General features: G+C 70.4%; 17 protein-coding genes. 11 read left to right on the forward strand and 6 right to left on the reverse strand.

From position 1 onward, the window contains the following. Positions 1 to 11 precede the first annotated feature (11 nt). From ACFVYK_RS10920 to ACFVYK_RS10930, 3 genes are all read right to left on the reverse strand, one after another. Complete coding sequence (locus ACFVYK_RS10920) at positions 12 to 857, reverse strand: DUF4429 domain-containing protein (RefSeq protein ID WP_389771394.1); 846 nt, start codon at positions 855 to 857, stop codon at positions 12 to 14. Between the two features lie 68 nt (positions 858 to 925). Beyond that, positions 926 to 2,143 carry an alpha/beta hydrolase gene (locus tag ACFVYK_RS10925; protein WP_389771397.1) on the reverse strand — a complete coding sequence of 406 codons (1,218 nt, stop codon included), beginning with the start codon at positions 2,141 to 2,143 and terminating at the stop codon, positions 926 to 928. A gap of 92 nt (positions 2,144 to 2,235) precedes the next feature. Then, complete coding sequence (locus tag ACFVYK_RS10930) at positions 2,236 to 2,898, reverse strand: TetR family transcriptional regulator (RefSeq protein WP_389771400.1); 663 nt, start codon at positions 2,896 to 2,898, stop codon at positions 2,236 to 2,238. 66 nt (positions 2,899 to 2,964) lie between these two features. Between ACFVYK_RS10930 and ACFVYK_RS10935 the strand changes: the two genes are divergently transcribed. Further along, positions 2,965 to 4,584 (forward strand): MFS transporter, encoded by a 1,620-nt coding sequence (locus tag ACFVYK_RS10935; protein WP_389771403.1) that lies wholly within the window; start codon positions 2,965 to 2,967, stop codon positions 4,582 to 4,584. A gap of 257 nt (positions 4,585 to 4,841) precedes the next feature. Beyond that, on the forward strand, positions 4,842 to 5,147 hold the full coding sequence (locus ACFVYK_RS10940; protein WP_389771406.1) for a small hydrophobic protein: 306 nt from the start codon (positions 4,842 to 4,844) through the stop codon (positions 5,145 to 5,147). Between the two features lie 29 nt (positions 5,148 to 5,176). Here the strand turns inward: ACFVYK_RS10940 and ACFVYK_RS10945 are convergent, their stop codons facing one another. Together ACFVYK_RS10945 and aceE are read right to left on the reverse strand one after the other, a co-directional pair. Further along, positions 5,177 to 5,953 (reverse strand): potassium channel family protein, encoded by a 777-nt coding sequence (locus ACFVYK_RS10945; RefSeq protein WP_389771408.1) that lies wholly within the window; start codon positions 5,951 to 5,953, stop codon positions 5,177 to 5,179. 72 nt (positions 5,954 to 6,025) lie between these two features. Further along, a complete protein-coding gene (aceE, locus tag ACFVYK_RS10950) occupies positions 6,026 to 8,773 on the reverse strand; it encodes a pyruvate dehydrogenase (acetyl-transferring), homodimeric type (protein ID WP_389771411.1) in 2,748 nt (915 codons plus the stop codon). 427 nt (positions 8,774 to 9,200) lie between these two features. Here aceE and ACFVYK_RS10955 point away from each other — a divergent pair, with 427 nt between their 5' ends. The 6 genes from ACFVYK_RS10955 (at position 9,201) to ACFVYK_RS10980 (ending at position 13,883) form a co-directional block, all read left to right on the forward strand. Next, entirely contained in the window at positions 9,201 to 9,638 is a 438-nt protein-coding gene (locus ACFVYK_RS10955; RefSeq protein WP_057583034.1) for a DUF3052 domain-containing protein, read from the forward strand. 135 nt (positions 9,639 to 9,773) lie between these two features. Continuing rightward, positions 9,774 to 10,232 carry a peroxiredoxin gene (locus ACFVYK_RS10960; RefSeq protein ID WP_389771414.1) on the forward strand — a complete coding sequence of 153 codons (459 nt, stop codon included), beginning with the start codon at positions 9,774 to 9,776 and terminating at the stop codon, positions 10,230 to 10,232. A gap of 183 nt (positions 10,233 to 10,415) precedes the next feature. After that, a complete protein-coding gene (locus ACFVYK_RS10965; protein WP_389771417.1) occupies positions 10,416 to 10,991 on the forward strand; it encodes a calcium homeostasis/redox stress adaptation protein in 576 nt (191 codons plus the stop codon). 125 nt (positions 10,992 to 11,116) lie between these two features. Continuing rightward, positions 11,117 to 11,692 carry a TerD family protein gene (locus ACFVYK_RS10970; protein ID WP_389771420.1) on the forward strand — a complete coding sequence of 192 codons (576 nt, stop codon included), beginning with the start codon at positions 11,117 to 11,119 and terminating at the stop codon, positions 11,690 to 11,692. A 185-nt stretch (positions 11,693 to 11,877) separates the two neighbouring features. Further along, the gene (locus ACFVYK_RS10975; RefSeq protein WP_389771423.1) at positions 11,878 to 13,026 is read left to right on the forward strand and encodes a DUF475 domain-containing protein; all 1,149 of its coding nucleotides are present in this window, start codon (positions 11,878 to 11,880) and stop codon (positions 13,024 to 13,026) included. A gap of 119 nt (positions 13,027 to 13,145) precedes the next feature. Further along, on the forward strand, positions 13,146 to 13,883 hold the full coding sequence (locus ACFVYK_RS10980; RefSeq protein WP_389771424.1) for a Tellurium resistance: 738 nt from the start codon (positions 13,146 to 13,148) through the stop codon (positions 13,881 to 13,883). Between the two features lie 46 nt (positions 13,884 to 13,929). Here ACFVYK_RS10980 and ACFVYK_RS10985 read toward each other — a convergent pair whose 3' ends face one another. Continuing rightward, positions 13,930 to 14,676, reverse strand: a complete 747-nt coding sequence (locus ACFVYK_RS10985) for a TerD family protein (protein WP_389771426.1) — start codon at positions 14,674 to 14,676, stop codon at positions 13,930 to 13,932. 188 nt (positions 14,677 to 14,864) lie between these two features. Between ACFVYK_RS10985 and ACFVYK_RS10990 the strand changes: the two genes are divergently transcribed. Genes ACFVYK_RS10990 through ACFVYK_RS11000 form a run of 3 tightly spaced genes read left to right on the forward strand, consistent with a single transcriptional unit; the run spans position 14,865 to position 19,503 of the window. After that, positions 14,865 to 16,031 (forward strand): HpcH/HpaI aldolase/citrate lyase family protein, encoded by a 1,167-nt coding sequence (locus ACFVYK_RS10990; RefSeq protein ID WP_389771428.1) that lies wholly within the window; start codon positions 14,865 to 14,867, stop codon positions 16,029 to 16,031. A gap of 26 nt (positions 16,032 to 16,057) precedes the next feature. Continuing rightward, a complete protein-coding gene (locus tag ACFVYK_RS10995; protein WP_389771431.1) occupies positions 16,058 to 18,694 on the forward strand; it encodes a phosphoribosyltransferase in 2,637 nt (878 codons plus the stop codon). Continuing rightward, positions 18,694 to 19,503: an HAD family hydrolase gene (locus ACFVYK_RS11000; protein ID WP_389771434.1), complete on the forward strand. Its 810-nt coding sequence runs from the start codon at positions 18,694 to 18,696 to the stop codon at positions 19,501 to 19,503. The genes ACFVYK_RS10995 and ACFVYK_RS11000 overlap by 1 nt, the downstream gene beginning before the upstream one ends. Positions 19,504 to 19,520 lie beyond the last annotated feature (17 nt).

The following is a 19,520-nucleotide window of genomic DNA, read 5'->3' on the forward strand; positions in this document are numbered from 1 at the left end:
CCGTCGCGCTCCTACAGTTCGGCCAGCAGCTCGGCCTTCTTGACGGAGAACTCCTCGTCGGTCACCAGCCCGGCCTGGTGCAGCTCCCCGAGGTGGCGGATCCGGTCGGCGATGTCGGCCGGATCCCGCCGCGGCACGGTCGTGGCGGGGACGGCCGCCGAGGCGCCGCGTCCGCGGACCGCCGCCAGCACCGCCGCCGCGAACGGCAGCGACTCGTGCACGGGTCCGTAGCCGAGCCCGAAGACGACGGTCGCCGGATCCTGGTCGGGCTGGGCCGGCGCGTCGTGTCCGTTGATCAGCCGGAGGTGTCCTTCGAACACCTCCGGCGAGCGCCACTCGATCCCGCTGAGCTCGGAGACGGCGAAGCTCTGGTCGCCGGCCTTCCACTTCGCGGACGACGCCCCCGTCCAGAACCACCGGAAGCGCACCGTCCGCCCGTCGAACGAGGCCTTGCCGTCGTACGCCTTGAACGACAGCGGCGCCTCGGGCGCGTCCACCAGGAACCGTTCGGCCGGCCCGGACCCGGTCAGCCGCGAGCGCAGCTCGTCGGCGTAGTACTCGGCGAGCGTCTCGCGCTCGGCGGGCAGCACCAGCCGGTAGGGGTCGCTCCCCTCCCTCAGCTGACCGGCGGCCGCGTCCATCAGCGGATCGGCTCCCGGTCGGGGCTCGGCGCGCAGGACGACCGTCCCCCGCTTGCCGGGGGTCAGCGTCACCCGGTCGATGGCCGACAGCGGGATCCGGCGCTCCCCGAGCGCCGAGAGCAGCTTCGGCGTGCGAAGCCCCCGTTCGTAGCGGATGAGGACGGAGTCGGACTCGAACTCCCAGGCGGCATGAAATCCGGCCAGTACGTCACCCATGCGGCTCATCGTATGCGGGACACCCATTCTTCGTCCCCTCCCCGCGCGCACCCGCAATTCCTGCGTCTCTACGCGCGTCCAGCCTCTGTCGTGTCGGACAAACCCGCCGTGCAGGCGTCATCATCGTGGGCGCACTCCACCGAGCGGTATGCGCCGGTGCCGATCTCGGCGAAGTTGCGCAGGCTGTCCGTGCCCGGTTCGAAGTAGCCTGCGTGGCCCTCGGCCTCCCGTGCGGACAGCACCCGTGCGCCGAACGCCCGCGCCATCGGGTCCTCGCCGTGCCCCAGGCCGCCGACCTCCAGGTGCGGCACGTCCTGGATCCAGTCGTCGGCGTCCCGCATCGCCCACACCCGGGCGCCGGTGCCCAGCTGGGCCGCCTTGTCCACGCGCATTCCGGGGCTGCCGGCCACCGCGATGTCGGTGACCCGCTCCGGCATGGCGCGCGCGGCGACCCCGCACACCACGGAGCCGTAGCTGTGGCAGAACATCGACACCGGCGTGCGGCCCGGCAGGGCGCCGAGCAGAGAGTTCAGCCGGGCGGCGCCGTTCACGGCGCGCATCGCGGTGGCGGAGTCGATGCCCAGACCGTCGGGCGAGGTGTAGTCGGCCCAGGCGATCACGGCCGTGCGCGTCGAGGGGCTCGCCTCGTGCTCGGCCGCGTAGAGGGCCTGCGCCATGCCGACCGGCGCCGCATACCTGCGGTTGGTGCGCTGGAAGGTGAGCAGGTCGGTGTCGACGCCGGGGACGACCACGGAGATCCGCTCGGCCTCGTCGAGACTGCCGAACACCTCTGCGGCGCGGCCGGAGCCTTCCGGGTCGAAGGCGAGGATCTGCCGGTCGGGGGTGCTCAACGCCTCGTAGCGGTGCATGCGCCGGTCGGCCAGCCGCTGCCCGGCGAGGGTGAGCCGGCTGTCGTGCAGCCGTCTGCGCTCCAGCCGGATCTGCTGGAGCAGGGCGAGGCGGTTGGCGCGGTAGCGCAGCTCGGCGGGGGCGCCGTTCATGTTGCCCACCGCGAGCGGGTAGTCGTGCGCGAGTGCGCTGCGCTGCGGCGTGGTCAGCGCGGCGAAGAAGCGGGAGAGCCGGGCGGGGGCGGAGTCGAGGTCCGGCAGCCGCCGGCCGTCGACCCGGCCGTGCTCCCACGCCGTGCGCGAGTCCTGCAGGGCGGTGGTGCCCCGGTGCTGGTGCAGGGCGGTCCAGCCGGTGGTCGTCAGCATCACGAACACCACGGCCAGAGCGGCCAGTGCGCGCCAGACGCTGAGCTGCGGGGATGTGTCGAAGGAAGTCACTGTAAGGACACACTAGGAGAACGGGAGGGTCTCGGGTGAACCAAGTGACGCGTATCACGTTTCAAGTGGCGCAGAGATGGTCATGATCCTCTTCAGGCCTGTGAGGCGCTTCCGGCCCCGCGGCCCGCTTCCAACTCACGCCACTCGCCCAGCAGCGCGGGTCCCACCCCGTCGAGACACCGCGCGGTGAGCAGCCGGATCCCCTCCGGGCCGACGTCCTCGCCCGCGGACCACTGGCGCTCCGCCGCCCGCATCACCCCGCTGAACACGGCCACCGCCAGGCGCGGCCGCGGGTCGGCGTCCACGTCCAGCCCCTCGCGCTCGGCGATCACCCGGGCCAGGTCCTCCTCCACCTCCGCCGAGCGCCTCAGATGCGCGGCGAGCAGCACCGGCGTCGCCTCGATCACCCGGTACATGCGCAGGTAGAGCTCGACCGGCACGACGGACTCGACGACCTCGTTGATCGAGTACCAGCCGTCGACGACGGCCTGCCGCAGCGCCCGCATCGGCGCCTCGTGCGGCGGGCGGGCGCGCACCGCCTCGACGAACCGGGCCACCGTCATCTCCACCAGGCCGAGCGCGGCCTCGTCCTTGCCGGCGAAGTAGCGGAAGAAGGTGCGCTGGGAGACGTCGACGGCCTCGGCGATCTCGTCGACCGTCGTCCTGTCGTAGCCCTGGGAGGTGAACAGCTCCACGGCGGCCCGCAGCAGCGCGTCCCGGGTGCGCTGCTTCTTGCGTTCGCGCAGTGTGTGCATACGTGTCAGTTACCGACTTGTGAACTCGTTTGTCAATTGTCAGCGGCTGTCACTAGCCTCGAACACATGACTAGTCAGACCGCCATCGACTCGACGGGGCCGGAGGGCAGGACGCCGGCAGGCCCGTCGGAGGGACCGCGTGCCGAGGGGCTGCGCGGCCACCCGTGGTTCACTCTGCTCACCGTCGCCGTCGGCGTCATGATGGTGGCCCTCGACGGCACCATCGTGGCCATCGCCAACCCGGCCATCGCCAGCGACCTGGGCGCCACCTTCGCCGAGGTCCAGTGGATCACCAACGCCTACTTCCTGGCCCTCGCCGTCTCCCTGATCACCGCGGGCAAGCTCGGGGACCGCTTCGGCCACCGGCAGACGTTCCTCATAGGCGTGGTCGGCTTCGCCGCCGCCTCCGGCGCGATCGGCCTGTCCGACAGCATCGCTCTGGTCGTCGTCTTCCGCGTCTTCCAGGGCGTGTTCGGCGCCCTGCTGATGCCCGCCGCGCTCGGTCTGCTGCGCGCGACCTTCCCGGCGGAGAAGCTCAACATGGCCATCGGCCTGTGGGGCATGGTCATCGGCGCGTCCACCGCGGGCGGCCCGATCCTCGGCGGCGTCCTCGTCGAGCACGTGAACTGGCAGTCGGTGTTCTTCATCAACGTGCCGGTCGGCTGCCTCGCCCTGGTCCTGGGCGTGCTGATCCTGCTGGACCACCGCGCCGAGAACGCCCCCCGCTCCTTCGACGTCCTCGGCATCGCCCTGCTCTCGGGTGCGATGTTCTGCCTGGTCTGGGCCCTGATCAAGGCTCCGGCCTGGGGTTGGGGCGACGGGGCGACCTGGGCGTTCGTGCTCGGCTCCGCGGTGCTGTTCGCCGTCTTCGCCTACTGGGAGACGAAGGTCCGCGAACCGCTGATCCCGCTCGGGCTGTTCCGCTCGGTCCCGCTGTCGGCGGGCGTGGTCCTGATGGTCCTGATGGCCATCGCCTTCCTGGGCGGCCTGTTCTTCGTGACGTTCTACCTCCAGAACGTGCACGGCATGAGCCCCATCGACGCGGGCCTGCACCTCCTTCCGCTCACCGGCATGATGATCGTCGGCTCCCCGCTCGCCGGCGCGCTGATCACCAAGCTCGGCCCGCGCATCCCGCTGGCCGGCGGCATGGCGGCCACCGCGATCGCCATGTACGGCATGTCCACGCTGGAGACGGACACCGGCAGCGGCGTCATGTCCGTCTGGTTCGCGCTGCTGGGCCTCGGCCTCGCGCCGGTCATGGTCGGCGCGACCGAGGTCATCGTCGGCAACGCGCCGATGGAGCTGTCGGGCGTGGCGGGCGGTCTCCAGCAGGCGGCCATGCAGATCGGCGGCAGCCTCGGCACGGCGGTGCTCGGCGCCGTGATGGCCTCCAAGGTCGACAGCGACCTACCGGTCAACTGGAAGGGCGCGGGCCTGCCCGAGCTCACCCCCGCCCAACTGGACCAGGCGTCGGAGGCGGTTCAGGTCGGCGCGGCCCCGGTGGCCAAGGGCACCCCCGAGGCGATCGCCGCGAAGATCGCCGACGTCGCCCACGACACGTTCATCTCCGGCATGAGCCTGGCGTCCCTGGTGGCGTCCGGGGTCGCGGTCGTCGCCGTCGTCGTCGCGCTTTTCACCAAGCGTGGGGAGAACGCGGACGCGGGCGCCGGGGTGGGCCACATCTGAGGCGCTTACCGCCGACCGGTCGAACCTGACGGGATGTCAACGAAATTCCCCTATCAGGGTGACAACGCTAAAGGTTCCTCGCATCCGGCACACGCCGCAGGTCACAGTTAGTCATGCCCTCCGGATGGCAGGGCGGTCAGGGCCGCGGCGCGCTGCCGGAGGGGGACAGCGCGCCGACTGCCCGGCAACTGCGGGGCATAGTCCCCGTGTCGCGGGTACCCGAGCATCGAACAGCCCCGGAATCCAGGGAGTTGACGATGGCCGGCTTCGGAAACGGCGCCCGCAGGTACCCCCGTTCGAGTGGCCGCACGGGGTCACAGTCCGGGCCGGATCGCGCGACGCTCGGCATCATCGGCCTCGTCTGCGCGGTCGCCGGATTCTTCGCGCTGGGGATCGTCCTCGGCCCCGCGGCGATCGTCTGCGGCTGGCTGGCCATGGGCCGCAGCTGGGCGGGCTCCCGCCCGGTCCCGGCCCTGGTCGCCGTCGTCCTGGGCGCGATCGACACACTGCTCGCGATCGTCTGGCTGGCAGGCGCGACGGGATCCGGCAACGGGCTGCTCTGAGTCGGCCGGGCCTCCCCGTCGCCCCGCCGTTACCCCGAGGGGTGGCGGGTGGTCAGCGGCCGGGCCTCGCGGACCCCGTCCCGCAGCGCCGCGACCTCCTGCCGCAGCGCCCGCACCTCCTCCGTCAGCGCCAGGATCGCCGCCGTCTGGGCGCGTTCCTCGACGTCGTCCTTCTCGAACCGTTCGATGAACCACGCCGCGATGTTCGCGGTCACCACACCGAGCAGCGCGATCCCGGAGAGCATCAACCCGACGGCGATGATCCGTCCCAGCCCGGTGGTCGGCGAGTGGTCGCCGTATCCCACGGTCGTCATCGTGGTGAACGACCACCACAGGGCGTCACCCAGTGTGCGGATGTTCCCGTCCGGGGACCCCCGCTCGACCGACAGCACGGCCAGCGAGCCGAACATCAGCAGCCCGACGACCGCCCCCACCACATAGGTCGTCATGCGGATCTGCGAGGCCATCCGCGCCCGCCGCCCCACCAGCAGCAGCGTCGCGACCAGCCGGAGCAGCCGCAGCGGCTGGAGCAACGGCAGCACCACCGCGCACAGGTCCAGCCAGTGGCTGCGCACGAACCGGCGCCGTTCGGGCGTCAGCGCCAGCCGGACCAGGTAGTCCGCGGCGAACGCCCCCCACACCGCCCACTCCACCGAGGTGCAGGCGACCGTCAGCGGGCGGCCGGCCGAGGTGTCCACGATCGGCACCGCGTAGGCGACGGCGAACACCACGGTGAGGGCCAGCAACGGCCGCTGGGTCCACTGCTCCCACCGGTCCTGCCGGTCCTGTGCCGTTCGTCGTCGCATGTCCGCATAGTAAAGAACGAGTAAGGGGCGGGGGGAGCCGGAAGCTCCCCCCGCCCCTCGCGCGCGTGGCCGCTAGGCGTCGCCCCCGGCGACCCCCGGGTCCGCCGCCGACGCGTCCAGCAGCTGGTACCGGTCGATGGCCTGCTTCAGCAGCGACCGGTCGATCCTGCCTTCCTTGGCCAGCTCGGTGAGCACGCCGACGACCACCGACTGGGCGTCGATGTGGAAGAACCGGCGAGCGGCCCCGCGGGTGTCGGCGAAGCCGAAGCCGTCCGCCCCCAGCGACTGGTAGGGGCCCGGCACCCAGCGGGCGATCTGGTCCGGCACCGACCGCATCCAGTCCGAGACGGCCACGAACGGCCCCTCGGCGCCGGCCAGCTTGCGCGTCACGTACGGCACCCGCTGCTCCTCCTCCGGGTGCAGCAGATTGTGCCGCTCGACCTCGACGGCCTCGCGCCGCAGCTCGTTCCAGGAGGTCGCCGACCAGACGTCCGCCCGGACGTCCCACTCCTCGGCGAGGATCTTCTGCGCCTCGACCGCCCACGGCACGGCGACGCCGGAGGCGATGATCTGCGCCGGGATCGACCCCGACACGCCCTCGCTGAAGCGGTGGACGCCCTTGATGATGCCCTCGACGTCCACGTTCTCCGGCTCGGCCGGGTGCTGGATGGGCTCGTTGTAGACGGTGAGGTAGTAGAAGACGTCCTCGCCGTGCGGATGCTCGGCGGAGCTGCCGTACATCCGCCTGAGGCCGTCCTGCACGATGTGCGCGATCTCGAAGCCGTACGCCGGGTCGTAGGCGACGCAGCCCGGGTTCGTCGAGGCGAGCAGCTGCGAGTGGCCGTCCGCGTGCTGCAGGCCCTCGCCGGTCAGGGTCGTACGGCCGGCGGTCGCGCCGAGGACGAATCCGCGCGCCAGCTGGTCGGCCATCTGCCAGAACTGGTCACCGGTGCGCTGGAAACCGAACATCGAGTAGAAGACGTAGACCGGGATCAGCGGCTCGCCGTGCGTGGCGTACGCCGAGCCCGCGGCGATCAGCGACGCCGTGCAGCCGGCCTCCGAGATGCCGTCGTGGAGCATCTGCCCGGTCGGGGACTCCTTGTACGCCAGCAGCAGCTCCCGGTCGACCGACTCGTACTGCTGACCGAGCGGGTTGTAGATCTTCGCACTCGGGAAGAACGAGTCCATGCCGAAGGTGCGGTACTCATCCGGCGCGATCAGCACGAACCGCTTGCCCAGTTCCTTGTCCCGCATGAGGTCTTTGAGCAGCCGCACGAACGCCATGGTTGTGGCGATCGACTGCTGACCCGAGCCCTTCTTCACGGTCGCGTACGTCTTGTCGTCCGGCAGCGCGAGCGGCTTCGAGCGCACCACGCGGGTCGGCACGTAACCGCCGAGGCCCTTGCGGCGGTCGTGCATGTACTGGATCTCCTCCGAGTTCCGGCCGGGGTGGAAGTACGGCGGGAGGCCGCCCTCCAGCTCCTTGTCGGAGATCGGCAGGTGCAGCCGGTCGCGGAAGCCCTTGAGGTCGGCGACCGTCAGCTTCTTCATCTGGTGCGTGGCGTTGCGGCCCTCGAAGTTCGGGCCCAGCGTCCAGCCCTTGACCGTCTTGGCGAGGATGACCGTCGGCTGGCCGGTGTGCTCCACGGCCGCCTTGAAGGCCGCGTAGATCTTCTTGTGGTCGTGACCGCCTCGGCCCAGGTGCAGGATCTGGTCGTCGGTCATGCCCTCGACCATCGCGCGCAGCCGCTGGTCGTCGCCGAAGAAGTGGTCGCGGATGTAGGCGCCGGACTCGGTGGCGTAGGTCTGGAACTGGCCGTCCGGAGTCGTGTTCATCCGATTGACGAGGATGCCGTCGCGGTCCTGCGCGAGCAGCGGGTCCCAGGACCGGTCCCAGATCAGCTTGATGACGTTCCAGCCGGCGCCGCGGAAGACCGACTCCAGCTCCTGGATCACCTTGCCGTTTCCGCGCACCGGGCCGTCGAGCCGCTGCAGGTTGCAGTTGACGACGAAGGTCAGGTTGTCCAGGCCCTCGCGGGCGGCGATGGTCAGCTGGCCGAGCGACTCCGGCTCGTCCATCTCGCCGTCGCCGAGGAACGCCCACACATGCGACTTCGACGTGTCGGCGATCCCGCGCGCGTGCATGTAACGGTTCATCCGCGCCTGGTAGATCGCGCCGATCGGGCCGAGGCCCATCGACACCGTCGGGAACTCCCAGAAGTCGGGCATCAGACGCGGGTGGGGGTACGAGGACAGCCCGTGCGGCGCCTTCGACTTCTCCTGGCGGAACGCGTCCAGGTTGTCCTCGCTGAGCCGGTCGAGCAGGAACGCGCGCGCGTAGATGCCCGGCGAGGCGTGGCCCTGGAAGAAGACCTGGTCGCCGCCGTCGCCCTCGTCCTTGCCGCGGAAGAAGTGGTTGAAGCCGACGTCGTAGAGGGACGCGGAGGAGGCGAAGGTGGCGATGTGACCGCCCACGCCGATGCCCGGGCGCTGGGCCCTGGACACCATCACCGCCGCGTTCCAGCGGGTCGCGTTGAGGATCTTGCGCTCGATCTCCTCGTTGCCCGGGAAGAACGGCTCGGCCCTGGTGGGGATGGTGTTGACGTAGTCCGTGCTGCGCATCTCGGGCACGGCCACGCGCTTCTCGCGGGCCCGCTCGATCAGGCGCAGCATCAGATAGCGGGCCCGCTCCCGGCCGCGCTCGTCGATCGCGGCGTCGAGGGAGTCGAGCCACTCCTGGGTTTCCTCGGGGTCGAAGTCAGGAACCTGACTCGGAAGGCCGCCAATGATGATCGGGTTGCGATCGGATCCGGAAGCCACGCTGTTCCTTACCTGTCAGAGGGCTGTGTGGGGCTGTTTCTCCCGCTGGGGGGTCCGGCGGGCATCGAGCTGCTTGTCCAGTAGCTGCACCGCCCCCATCGTCTACCTAGGGGCCGCAAACGTCATCTCTACCCCTAGGTAACCGGCACCCGTTCGAATCTCGTACCCTTGGATGGTTCTCAAATGCGCAAACAGGGCAAGTAGGTGTGGTGTACGTCACCATCTGTCCCCATCGAGTGCCTGGAGTTGCGTCGACACGGCCAGGATCGTCACCGTTTCGGCGGTCCGAACCGCCGGGTACTTGCGCGATCCGTCCCGCCCGTGTGGACTACGGCCAATGCTGCGCGCACGCGCGTGGCTGAGTTTCCCCCACGCCCTGGACGGGCCCGGGGGGCACCCCATCCGAAACATGATCAGGAGGCAACCCGTGAGCGCGACCGCGGACCACGCGGAGGAGCGGACCAGCCCTGCCGTCAGGCTGGGTTTCCAGCCCGAGCAGGTGGTCCAGGAGATCGGCTACGACGACGACGTCGACCAGGAGCTCCGCGAGTCCATCGAGGAAGTCATCGGCAGCGATCTGGTGGACGAGGACTACGACGACGTCGCCGACGCCGTAGTGCTCTGGTTCCGCGACGATGACGGAGACCTGACGGATGCGCTGGTGGACGCCACCACGTACATCGAAGAAGGCGGGTCGATCCTCCTCCTGACGCCGAAGACCGGCCGAACGGGATACGTGGAGCCGAGCGACATCTCCGAAGCCGCGACGACTGCGGGTCTGTCGGCCAGCAAGAGCGTCAGCGTGGGCAAGGACTGGAGCGGCAGCCGGCTGGTGACGCCCAAGGCGGCCAAGTCCAAGAAGTGACGTCCAGGGAGTGACGTCCGAGAAGTGATCGAGCCCGGACGGGCCGGGCCCCCGCGGCCCGGCCCGTCCGTCGGCTCCGGTGATCACTGCGTAGGCTGGTTCCACCCAGACAGCCCACGAAGGGACATCCAGGCGATGGCGATCCAGGTCGGCGACAAGGCCCCCGACTTCGAGCTCAAGGACAACCACGGCCGGGACGTGAGGCTCTCCGACTTCCGGGGCAGCAAGAACGTCGTCCTGATCTTCTACCCCTTCGCCTTCACCGGCGTCTGCACCGGCGAGCTGTGCGAGGTGCGCGACAACCTCCCGAGGTTCGCGGACCGCGACACCGAGGTGCTCGCCGTCTCCAACGACTCCATCCACACCCTGCGCGTCTTCGCCGAGCAGGAAGGCCTGGAGTACCCGCTGCTCAGCGACTTCTGGCCGCACGGCGAGGTCTCCCGCGCCTATGGCGTCTTCGCCGAGGACAAGGGCTGCGCGGTGCGCGGCACCTTCGTCATCGACAAGGAGGGCGTCGTGCGCTGGACGGTCGTCAACGCGCTGCCGGACGCCCGCGACCTCGGCGCCTACGTCAAGGCGCTCGACACCCTCTGATCCCGCCGGTCCGGTACTCGCGGACCCTGGACGCCGACACCCTGGGATTCCTGGACGCCGACACCCTGGGATTCTCGGGTGCGGGGCCTGCGTAGGGCGGGAACCCGTCAGTAGGATCGACTCGTTGATCCGATATCCGATGCTCGACGGGGCTCCCCGCCCCAGGACACCAATGGAGGACTCGTGGGAGTCAGCCTCAGCAAGGGCGGCAACGTTTCGCTGACGAAGGAGGCCCCGGGCCTGACCGCGGTCATCGTCGGTCTGGGGTGGGACGTGCGCACCACGACCGGCACCGACTTCGACCTGGACGCCAGCGCACTGCTGCTGAACAGCTCGGGCAAGGTCGGCAGCGACGCCAACTTCGTCTTCTTCAACAACCTCAAGAGCCCCGACGGCTCGGTCGAGCACACCGGTGACAACACCACCGGTGAGGGCGAGGGCGACGACGAGGCGATCAAGGTGAACCTCGCCGCCGTCCCGGCCGACATCGAGAAGATCGTCTTCCCGGTCTCGATCTATGACGCCGAGAACCGTCAGCAGTCCTTCGGCCAGGTCCGCAACGCGTTCATCCGCGTCGTGAACCAGGCCGGCGGTGCGGAGATCGCCCGCTACGACCTGAGCGAGGACGCCTCGACCGAGACCGCCATGGTCTTCGGCGAGCTCTACCGGCACGGCGCGGAGTGGAAGTTCCGCGCCATCGGCCAGGGCTACGCGTCGGGCCTGCGCGGCATCGCGCAGGACTTCGGCGTCAACGTCTGAGCCACCGCAGGGCCGAAGTCGCCTGAACGTCCGTCCGTCCGGCGCCGCACCGTTTACGGTCGGCGCCGGACGTGCAGGACAACCAAGAAGCAGCACCGAGCACCACCTAGGGGAGGACCAGCAACATGGGCGTCACGCTCGCCAAGGGAGGCAACGTCTCCCTGTCCAAGGCCGCGCCGAACCTCACTCAGGTGATGGTCGGACTCGGCTGGGACGCGCGCTCCACCACCGGAGCCCCCTTCGACCTGGACGCCAGCGCGCTGCTGTGCACCGACGGGCGGGTGATGGGGGACGAGTGGTTCGTCTTCTACAACCAGCTCAAGAGCCCGGACGGCTCGGTCGAGCACACCGGCGACAACCTCACCGGTGAGGGCGAGGGCGACGACGAGTCGCTCCTGGTGAACCTCCCCAAGGTGCCGCCGCAGTGCGACAAGATCGTCTTCCCGGTCTCCATCCACCTGGCCGACGAGCGGGGCCAGACCTTCGGCCAGGTCGCCAATGCCTTCATCCGGGTCGTCAACCAGGCCGACGGCCAGGAACTCGCCCGCTACGACCTCAGCGAGGACGCCAGCACGGAGACCGCGATGATCTTCGGCGAGCTCTACCGGTATCAGGGCGAATGGAAGTTCAGGGCCGTGGGACAGGGGTACGCGTCGGGACTGCGGGGCATCGCCCTGGACTTCGGGGTCAACGTCTCGTAGCGCACCTCGGGTCCCCCGGCCTCCCGGCTACCGACGGGTACGGGGTCACCCGTACCGCACGCGACGATCGACCCTTAGACTCTGCAACTGATAGTCAACGTTTCGTAAAGCCGAGTGCGGCGCGGGGGAGACCCTCCCCCAGACTCCGTCTGGGAGGTGCCCCCGATACAGGGATTGGGTAGCCAGTGCTTCTGAAAACCTTCGGCTGGTCGTTCGCGGTCACCGCGCTCGGCCTGGTCGCAGCGGTCTTCTACGGGGGGTGGGAGGCTCTCGGGATCGTCGCGATCCTCACCATCCTCGAGATCTCGCTGTCGTTCGACAACGCGGTGGTCAACGCCGGAATCCTGAAGAAGATGAGCGCCTTCTGGCAGAAGATCTTCCTCACGGTCGGCGTGCTCATCGCCGTCTTCGGCATGCGGCTGGTCTTCCCCGTCGTCATCGTCGCCATCAGCGCCAAGATCGGTCCGATCGACGCGGTGGACCTCGCGCTCAACGACAAGGACAAGTACCAGCAGCTCGTCACCGACGCCCACCCCTCGATCGCCGCCTTCGGCGGCATGTTCCTGCTGATGATCTTCCTGGACTTCATCTTCGAGGACCGGGACATCCAGTGGCTCCGCTGGATCGAGCGCCCGCTCGCCAAGCTCGGCAAGGTCGACATGCTGTCGGTCTGCATCGCGCTGATCGTCCTGCTGATCACCTCCTTCACCTTCGCCACCCACGCCCACCAGCACGGCGGGGCGCACGCCGACAAGGCGCAGACGGTCCTGATCTCCGGCATCGCCGGTCTGATCACGTACATGGTCGTCGGCGGCCTCTCCGGCTACTTCGAGGACAAGCTCGAGGAAGAGGAGGAGCGGGAGCACGACGAGGAGGAAGAGGCCGCGCGCACCGGCAAGAAGCGTTCGCCGGTCGTCCTCGCCGGTCAGGCCGCGTTCTTCATGTTCCTCTACCTGGAGGTCCTGGACGCGTCGTTCTCCTTCGACGGCGTGATCGGCGCGTTCGCCATCACCAACGACATCGTGCTCATGGCCCTGGGTCTGGGCATCGGCGCGATGTACGTCCGTTCGCTGACCGTGTACCTGGTCCGCCAGGGCACCCTGGACGACTACGTCTACCTGGAGCACGGCGCCCACTACGCGATCGGCGCCCTCGCCGTGCTCCTCATGGTCACCATCCAGTACCAGATCAACGAGGTCATCACCGGCCTCGTCGGCGTCGTCCTGATCGCCTGGTCCTTCTGGTCCTCCGTGCGCCGCAACCGGGCCCTGGCAGCGGCAGAGGGAAAAGCGGCGGGCTCGGACGACAAGACTGAGGTCTCGTCCGGGGTGTGACCGCACGCCGAGTGAGGAACGCTCTGAGCGGGGCGGCCGGTGCGGACACTGTCCTGCACGCGGCCGCCCCGCCGGTCTGTCCCGGCGGGCGCCGTGGACGGGGATGTGGGGGGCGAGAAATGGGATTCTTCGACGGACTTCTGGGCAGCAGGGCGGCCGACTTCGACTCGGGCAGCGCGGCCACCAACGCGATCGAGCTGACCAAGCGGCACCACACGGTGTCGCTGACCAAACAGGGAGCCGCGACCGGCAACCTGCGCGTGAACCTGGCCTGGCGGATGCGGACGTCCGACATCGGCGGGCCGCAGCGGGAGAGCCTGCTGCGCCATCCCTTCAAGGCGCTGCGGCCCCCGGAGGTCATCGAGCACAGCCAGAGCATGGTCAACGTCGACCTCGACCTCGGCTGCCTGTACGAGCTGGCCGACGGCACCAAGGGCGTCGTCCAGCCGCTGGGCGGCCTGCTGGGCGACGTGAACGCGGCACCCTACGTGAAGCTGAGCGGAGACGACCGGTTCGGGTCGGCTTCCGGCGAGACGATGTACGTCAACCTCGACCACCGCGAGCAGATCAAGCGGCTGCTGGTCTTCGTCTACATCTACGACCAGACGCCGGCCTTCGACCGCACGCACGCGATCGTCACGCTCTACCCGAGCAACGGGCCGCGGATCGAGATAGGCCTCGACGAGCGCCATCCGCAGGCCCGCTCCTGCGCGGTGGTGATGATCGAGAACGTCAAGGACGAGCTGATCGTGCGGCGCGAGGTGCGCTTCGTCTACGGCTTCCAGGCGGAACTCGACCGGCTCTACGGGTGGGGGCTGCAGTGGGGGCGGGGTTACAAGGCGAAGGCCGGGAAGTAGCGCCGCGCGGCGCTCGTCCCGGCGCCCGCGCCGGCCCGCCCGCGTCTCACCGCCCGATGAACTGCGGGCCCTGCGGCGGCAGGCGGAAGGCGCCGTCCTGGTAGCCGTAGCCGTACGTCGGCAGGTTCGCCGGGTAGCCGTAGGCGGGCTGCTGCTGGGGCACGGCCGACGCCGGCTGCTCCGGCGGCAGCGGCTGGGACGGGCCGGGGGTCTGCGGCTCCTGGGCCGGCGCCGGGTCGGCGACGGCCTCCTCCGACTCGTCCACCGAGATGCCGAAGTCGGTGGCCAGCCCCTTGAGGCCGTTGGAGTAGCCCTCGCCCAGGGCGCGGAACTTCCAGCCCTCGCCACGCCGGTACAGTTCACCGCAGATCAGGGCCGTCTCCTCACCCGTCTCGGGGCGGATGTCGAAGGTGGCCAGGGGCTCGCCGTCGGCTGCCGCGTCGTACAGCAGGATGCTGAGGGAACGTACGCGGTCGAACGTGACGCCGTCCGCCGAAGCGACCAGCAGAATCTGGCCGACGCCGGACTCGACACCGGAGAGATCCGTCTGGATGGTGTCGGTAAGGCCTTCGGCGACGCGCTTCTTGCCGAGCCGCCACACCTTCCCGGACGGATGCCGGGGCTGGTTGTAGAAGACGAAGTCCTCGTCGGAGCGCACGCGGCCGTCGAGACCGAGGAGCAGCGCCGAGACGTCGACGTCCGGGACCCCCTGCCCGGGGGTCCAGCGCAGCACGGCGCGGACCGTGGTGGCCTCCAGCGGGACGTTCGACCCCTTCAGCATCGCGTGCGTCATGCGGTCATCCTGCCTTCTCGGGCCTGCTCACGACAATGCGGGGTACTCGGGGACCCGCACACGAGTGTGCGGGTCCGAGTTACCTGAAGTTCATGACCGGTGGGAACCCGCGACACGGATCCCTACGTACTATTACCGGCCACCTCTTGCCGAATCCATCGCCTTACCTTGCACCACGGGGGAGATTCATGCGTCATTTCGGGCACCTCGCCCCTGAGGTGCGGCACCGCCTCTTCTACCGGGAGCCCTGCGTCTTCGACGCCGGCTCCCCGGCCAAGCTGCTCTCCGCCGCCCTGGGAGCCACGCTCTACAGCCCGGCCACGCGGCCCCGCCTGGCGGACGACATCGTCAAGCAGACCGAGCGCGGCGTCGTGTCGATGGTGCTGTGCCTGGAGGACTCCATCGGCGACGAGGACGTCGAGGCCGGCGAGGAGAACCTGGTCCGCCAGTTCGCCGACCTCGCGACCCGGCCGGGCCTGGAGCAGCCGCTGCTGTTCATCCGGGTGCGCACGCCCGAGCAGATCCCCGACCTGGTCCGGCGCCTGGGGGCCACCGCCGAGCTGCTCAGCGGGTTCGTCTTCCCGAAGTTCACGGAGGAACGGGGCATCCCCTTCCTGGAGGCCCTGGCCGACGCCGAGGCGACGAGCGGCCGCCGGCTGTTCGGCATGCCCGTGCTGGAGACGCCCGAGCTGATGTACCGCGAGTCGCGCGTCGACGCCCTGGAGGGCATCGCCCGCGCCGTCGAGAAGTACCGCAGCCGGGTCCTCGCGCTGCGCCTGGGCGTGACCGACTTCTGCTCCTCCTACGGGCTGCGCAGAGCGCCCGACATGACCGCCTACGACGTCCAGATCGTCGCCTCGGTGATCGCCGACGTGGTGAACATGCTGGGACGCGCCGACGGCACCGGATTCACGGTGACCGGCCCGGTCTGGGAGTACTTCCGGGTCCCCGAGCGCATGTTCAAGCCGATGCTGCGGCACAGCCCCTTCCTGGAGGGACAGGCCGTGGAGCTGCGCGAGAGACTGATCGAGCACGCGATGGACGGACTGCTGCGTGAGATCTCCCTCGACCACGCCAACGGTCTGCTCGGCAAGACCTGCATCCACCCCTCGCACGTGCCGGCCGTGCACGCACTGTCCGTGGTCAGTCACGAGGAGTACAGCGACGCGGCGGACATCCTGCGGCCGGAACGCGGCGGCGGAGGTGTCCTGCGCTCGCAGTACACGAACAAGATGAACGAGGTGAAACCACACCGCGCCTGGGCCGAGCGCACCATGCTCCGCGCGGAGGTCTTCGGCGTCGCCCACGAGGACGTCAGCTTCGTCGACCTGCTCGCCGCCGGCATACCCGGCTGAACACCCATCTCATCCACAAGGGACGCATGAACAACGCAGTGAACAACGGGGACGACGCGATCTGGTCCGGGACCTGGGTCGCCGAGCGGCTCGGCGTCGAGCTCGTCGGCGACGACTCGCTGACGGACCTGCTGGGGCTGGCGCTGCGCCGCAACCCCAAGCGGGCGCATCTGCTGGTCTCCCACGTGCTGGGCAAGCACGTCCCGCAGTCACCGTCCGTGGTGCACGGGCACGGCTTCACGCTGGGCCGCCGGGTGCGCGAGCTCCTCGGCGCCGAGGAGGCGGCCCGCGCGGTCGTCCTGGGCTACGCGGAGACCGCCACCGGCCTCGGCCACTGTGTCGCCGACGGCCTGGGAACGGCCCCCTACCTGCACTCCACCCGCCGCCCCGTGGCGGGCGTCGTCACCGCCGGCGGCTTCGAGGAGTCGCACTCCCACGCCACCTCCCACCTGCTGCTCCCGGAGGACCCCTCGCTGTTGGTCGGGGACGGCCCGCTGGTCCTGGTCGACGACGAGTTCTCCACCGGCAACACGGTCCTGAACACGATCCGCGAGCTGCACGAGCGGTATCCGCGACGGCGGTACGTCGTCGTCGCCCTCGTCGACATGCGCTCGGCGGCCGACGCGGGCCGGCTGGCGGAGTTCGCCCGCGAGATCGACGCCCGGGTGGATCTGATCGCCACCGCCTCCGGCTCGGTGCGGCTCCCCGAGGGGGTGCTGGAGAAGGGACAGGAGCTGGTCGCGCGGTACGAGGCCGAGGGCCCCGCGAGCGACGGCCGGCCGTCCGCCGGTCCGCGCGGGCCCCTCGCACAGGGCCGCGCGCCCCTGGAGAAGGCCGTCGACCTCGAAGCCGACGTGAAGTCCGACCCCCTCGGGGCACGGGGAACTGCGCGACCGGCCACACCGCACCTGCACCCGGACGACAACCGGATGCGGCAGACGCGGCCGGTGGGCCGGACAAGCCGCGTGGACCTCTTCTGGCCCCGCGGCCTCCCCGACGGCGGCCGGCACGGCTTCACCCCGCGACACCGCACACGCCTGGAGACCGCCCTCCCCGCCATGACGGCCCGCCTCGCCGAGGCGATACCCGAGGACGCGCGGCGCGTCCTCGTGCTGGGCTTCGAGGAGCTGATGTACGCGCCGCTCCGACTGGCCCTGGAGCTGGAGGGGAGCGTCCCCGCCGAGGTCCGCTACTCGACCACCACCCGCTCGCCCGTCCTCGCGGTCGCCGACCCGGGCTACGCGATCCGCAGCCGTCTCGTATTCCCGGCCCACGACGACCCGGCCGACGGACCCGGCGAGCGCTATGCCTATAACGTCGCGGACGCAGGCTTCGACGCCGTCGTCGCCGTCGTGGACTCCGTGGCCGACACCCCGGAGCTGCACGCCCCGGACGGCCTGCTGTCCCAGCTCGCCGCGCACACGCCGCACGTGGTCCTCGCGGTCGTCCCCTCGTACGTCCCCGAGCCGCTGTACGTAGCCGCCCTGTCTGAAGAGAGACCCGCCATGCTGCCCGAGCCCCTCCGCGGCCCCGCCTTCTCCTCGTACGCGCCCGAGGAGGTCGGCTGGCTGCTCCAGGACCTCTCGGACGTGACGCTGGAGGCGCCGACCGAGGAGCGGGAGGAGGCCATCCAGAGCGGCGGCGCGCACTACGCGGAGTCGCTGCCCGTCGAGTACCAGCCCAGCGAGCAGTACCAGGAGCTGTTCCACGCGGCTCTGCAGACCTCGTCGGCGCGGATCGCACAGGCCGTCGGCGTCGTCACGGACACCGTGATCGCGGAGCGCTCGCCGAGGCCCGTCCTGGTCTCGCTGGCCCGGGCCGGCACCCCCGTCGGCGTGCTGATGCGCCGCTGGGCGCAGTTCCGGCACGGACTCGACCTGCCGCACTACGCGGTGTCCATCGTGCGCGGCCGGGGGATCGACGCCAACGCGCTGCGCTGGCTGGCCGCCCATCACGACCCGCGGGACGTCGTCTTCGTGGACGGCTGGACCGGCAAGGGCGCGATCACCCGGGAACTGGCCGCGGCCGTCGAGGAGTTCGAGGCGGGCGGCGGAGCGGCCGGCTTCGACCCCGAGATCGCGGTGCTGGCCGACCCCGGCTCGTGCGTGCGCACCTTCGGCACCCGCGACGACTTCCTCATCCCGTCCGCCTGCCTCAACTCGACCGTCTCGGGGCTCATCTCGCGGACCGTGCTGCGGGCCGACCTGGTCGGACCCGACGACTTCCACGGCGCGAAGTTCTACCGCGAGCTGGCCGGCACGGACGTCTCGGTGGCCTTCCTCGACGCCGTCGCCGCCCGTTTCCCGGAGGTCGCCGAGGCCGTCGCCGGCGCGGTGAAGGAGCTGCTGGCCGGGGACCGCACGCCGAGCTGGGAGGGTTGGGCGGCCGTCGAGCGGATCAGCGAGGAGTACGGCATCCACGACGTGAACCTGGTCAAGCCGGGCGTCGGCGAGACCACCCGGGTGCTGCTGCGCCGGGTGCCGTGGAAGATCCTGGCGCGGGCCGGGGCGGGCGCCGACCTGGACCACGTACGCCTGCTCGCCGAGCAGCGAGGGGTGCCCGTCGAGGAGGTCGGCGACCTGCCGTACACCTGCGTGGGGCTCATCCACCCGCAGTACACCCGCGGGGCGACCGGCGCCGACGGCAGGGCGGTGACGGTCTGATGCCGGTGCTGGTGGCGAGCGACCTGGACCGTACGCTCATCTACTCGGCGGCCGCCCTGGCGCTGACCATGCCGGACGCGCGGGCGCCGCGGCTGCTGTGCGTGGAGGTGCACGAGGCGAGGCCGCTGTCGTTCATGACGGAGACGTCCGCGCAGCTGCTGACCGAGCTCGGCGACACGGCCGTGTTCGTGCCGACGACCACGCGCACCCGCAAGCAGTACCAGCGCATCAACCTGCCGGGCCCGCCGCCGGCGTACGCGATCTGCGCCAACGGCGGCCATCTCCTGGTCGACGGGGCGACCGACCAGGACTGGCACGCGGCCGTGCTCGCGCGGCTGGCCGCGGAGTGCGCGCCGCTCGCGGAGGTGCAGGAGTACCTGACCAAGACGGCGGACCCGCTGTGGCTGCGCAAGCAGCGGATCGCCGAGGACCTCTTCGCCTACCTGGTCGTGGAGCGCGAGCTGCTGCCCGAGGAGTGGGTGAAGGAGCTCGCGGCCTGGGCGGAGGGCCGGGGCTGGACGGTGTCGTTGCAGGGCCGCAAGATCTACGCGGTGCCCAAGCCGTTGACCAAGAGCGCGGCCGTGCGCGAGGTGGCCCTCCGCACCGGCGCCGAACTGACGCTGGCGGCGGGCGACTCGCTGCTCGACGCCGATCTGCTGCTGGCGGCGGACCGGGGCTGGCGTCCGGGCCACGGCGAGCTGGCCGACGCGGCCTGGACGGCCCCCCGGATCACCGCCCTGCCCGAGCGGGGCGTGCTGGCCGGCGAGCGCATCCTGCGGGAGTTCCTGAAGGGCTCGCGCGTCAGGTAGCGGCCGGGCGGCCCCGG

Origin of the sequence: Streptomyces sp. NPDC058291 (assembly GCF_042880855.1) — a bacterium.
Lineage (GTDB): Bacteria > Actinomycetota > Actinomycetes > Streptomycetales > Streptomycetaceae > Streptomyces.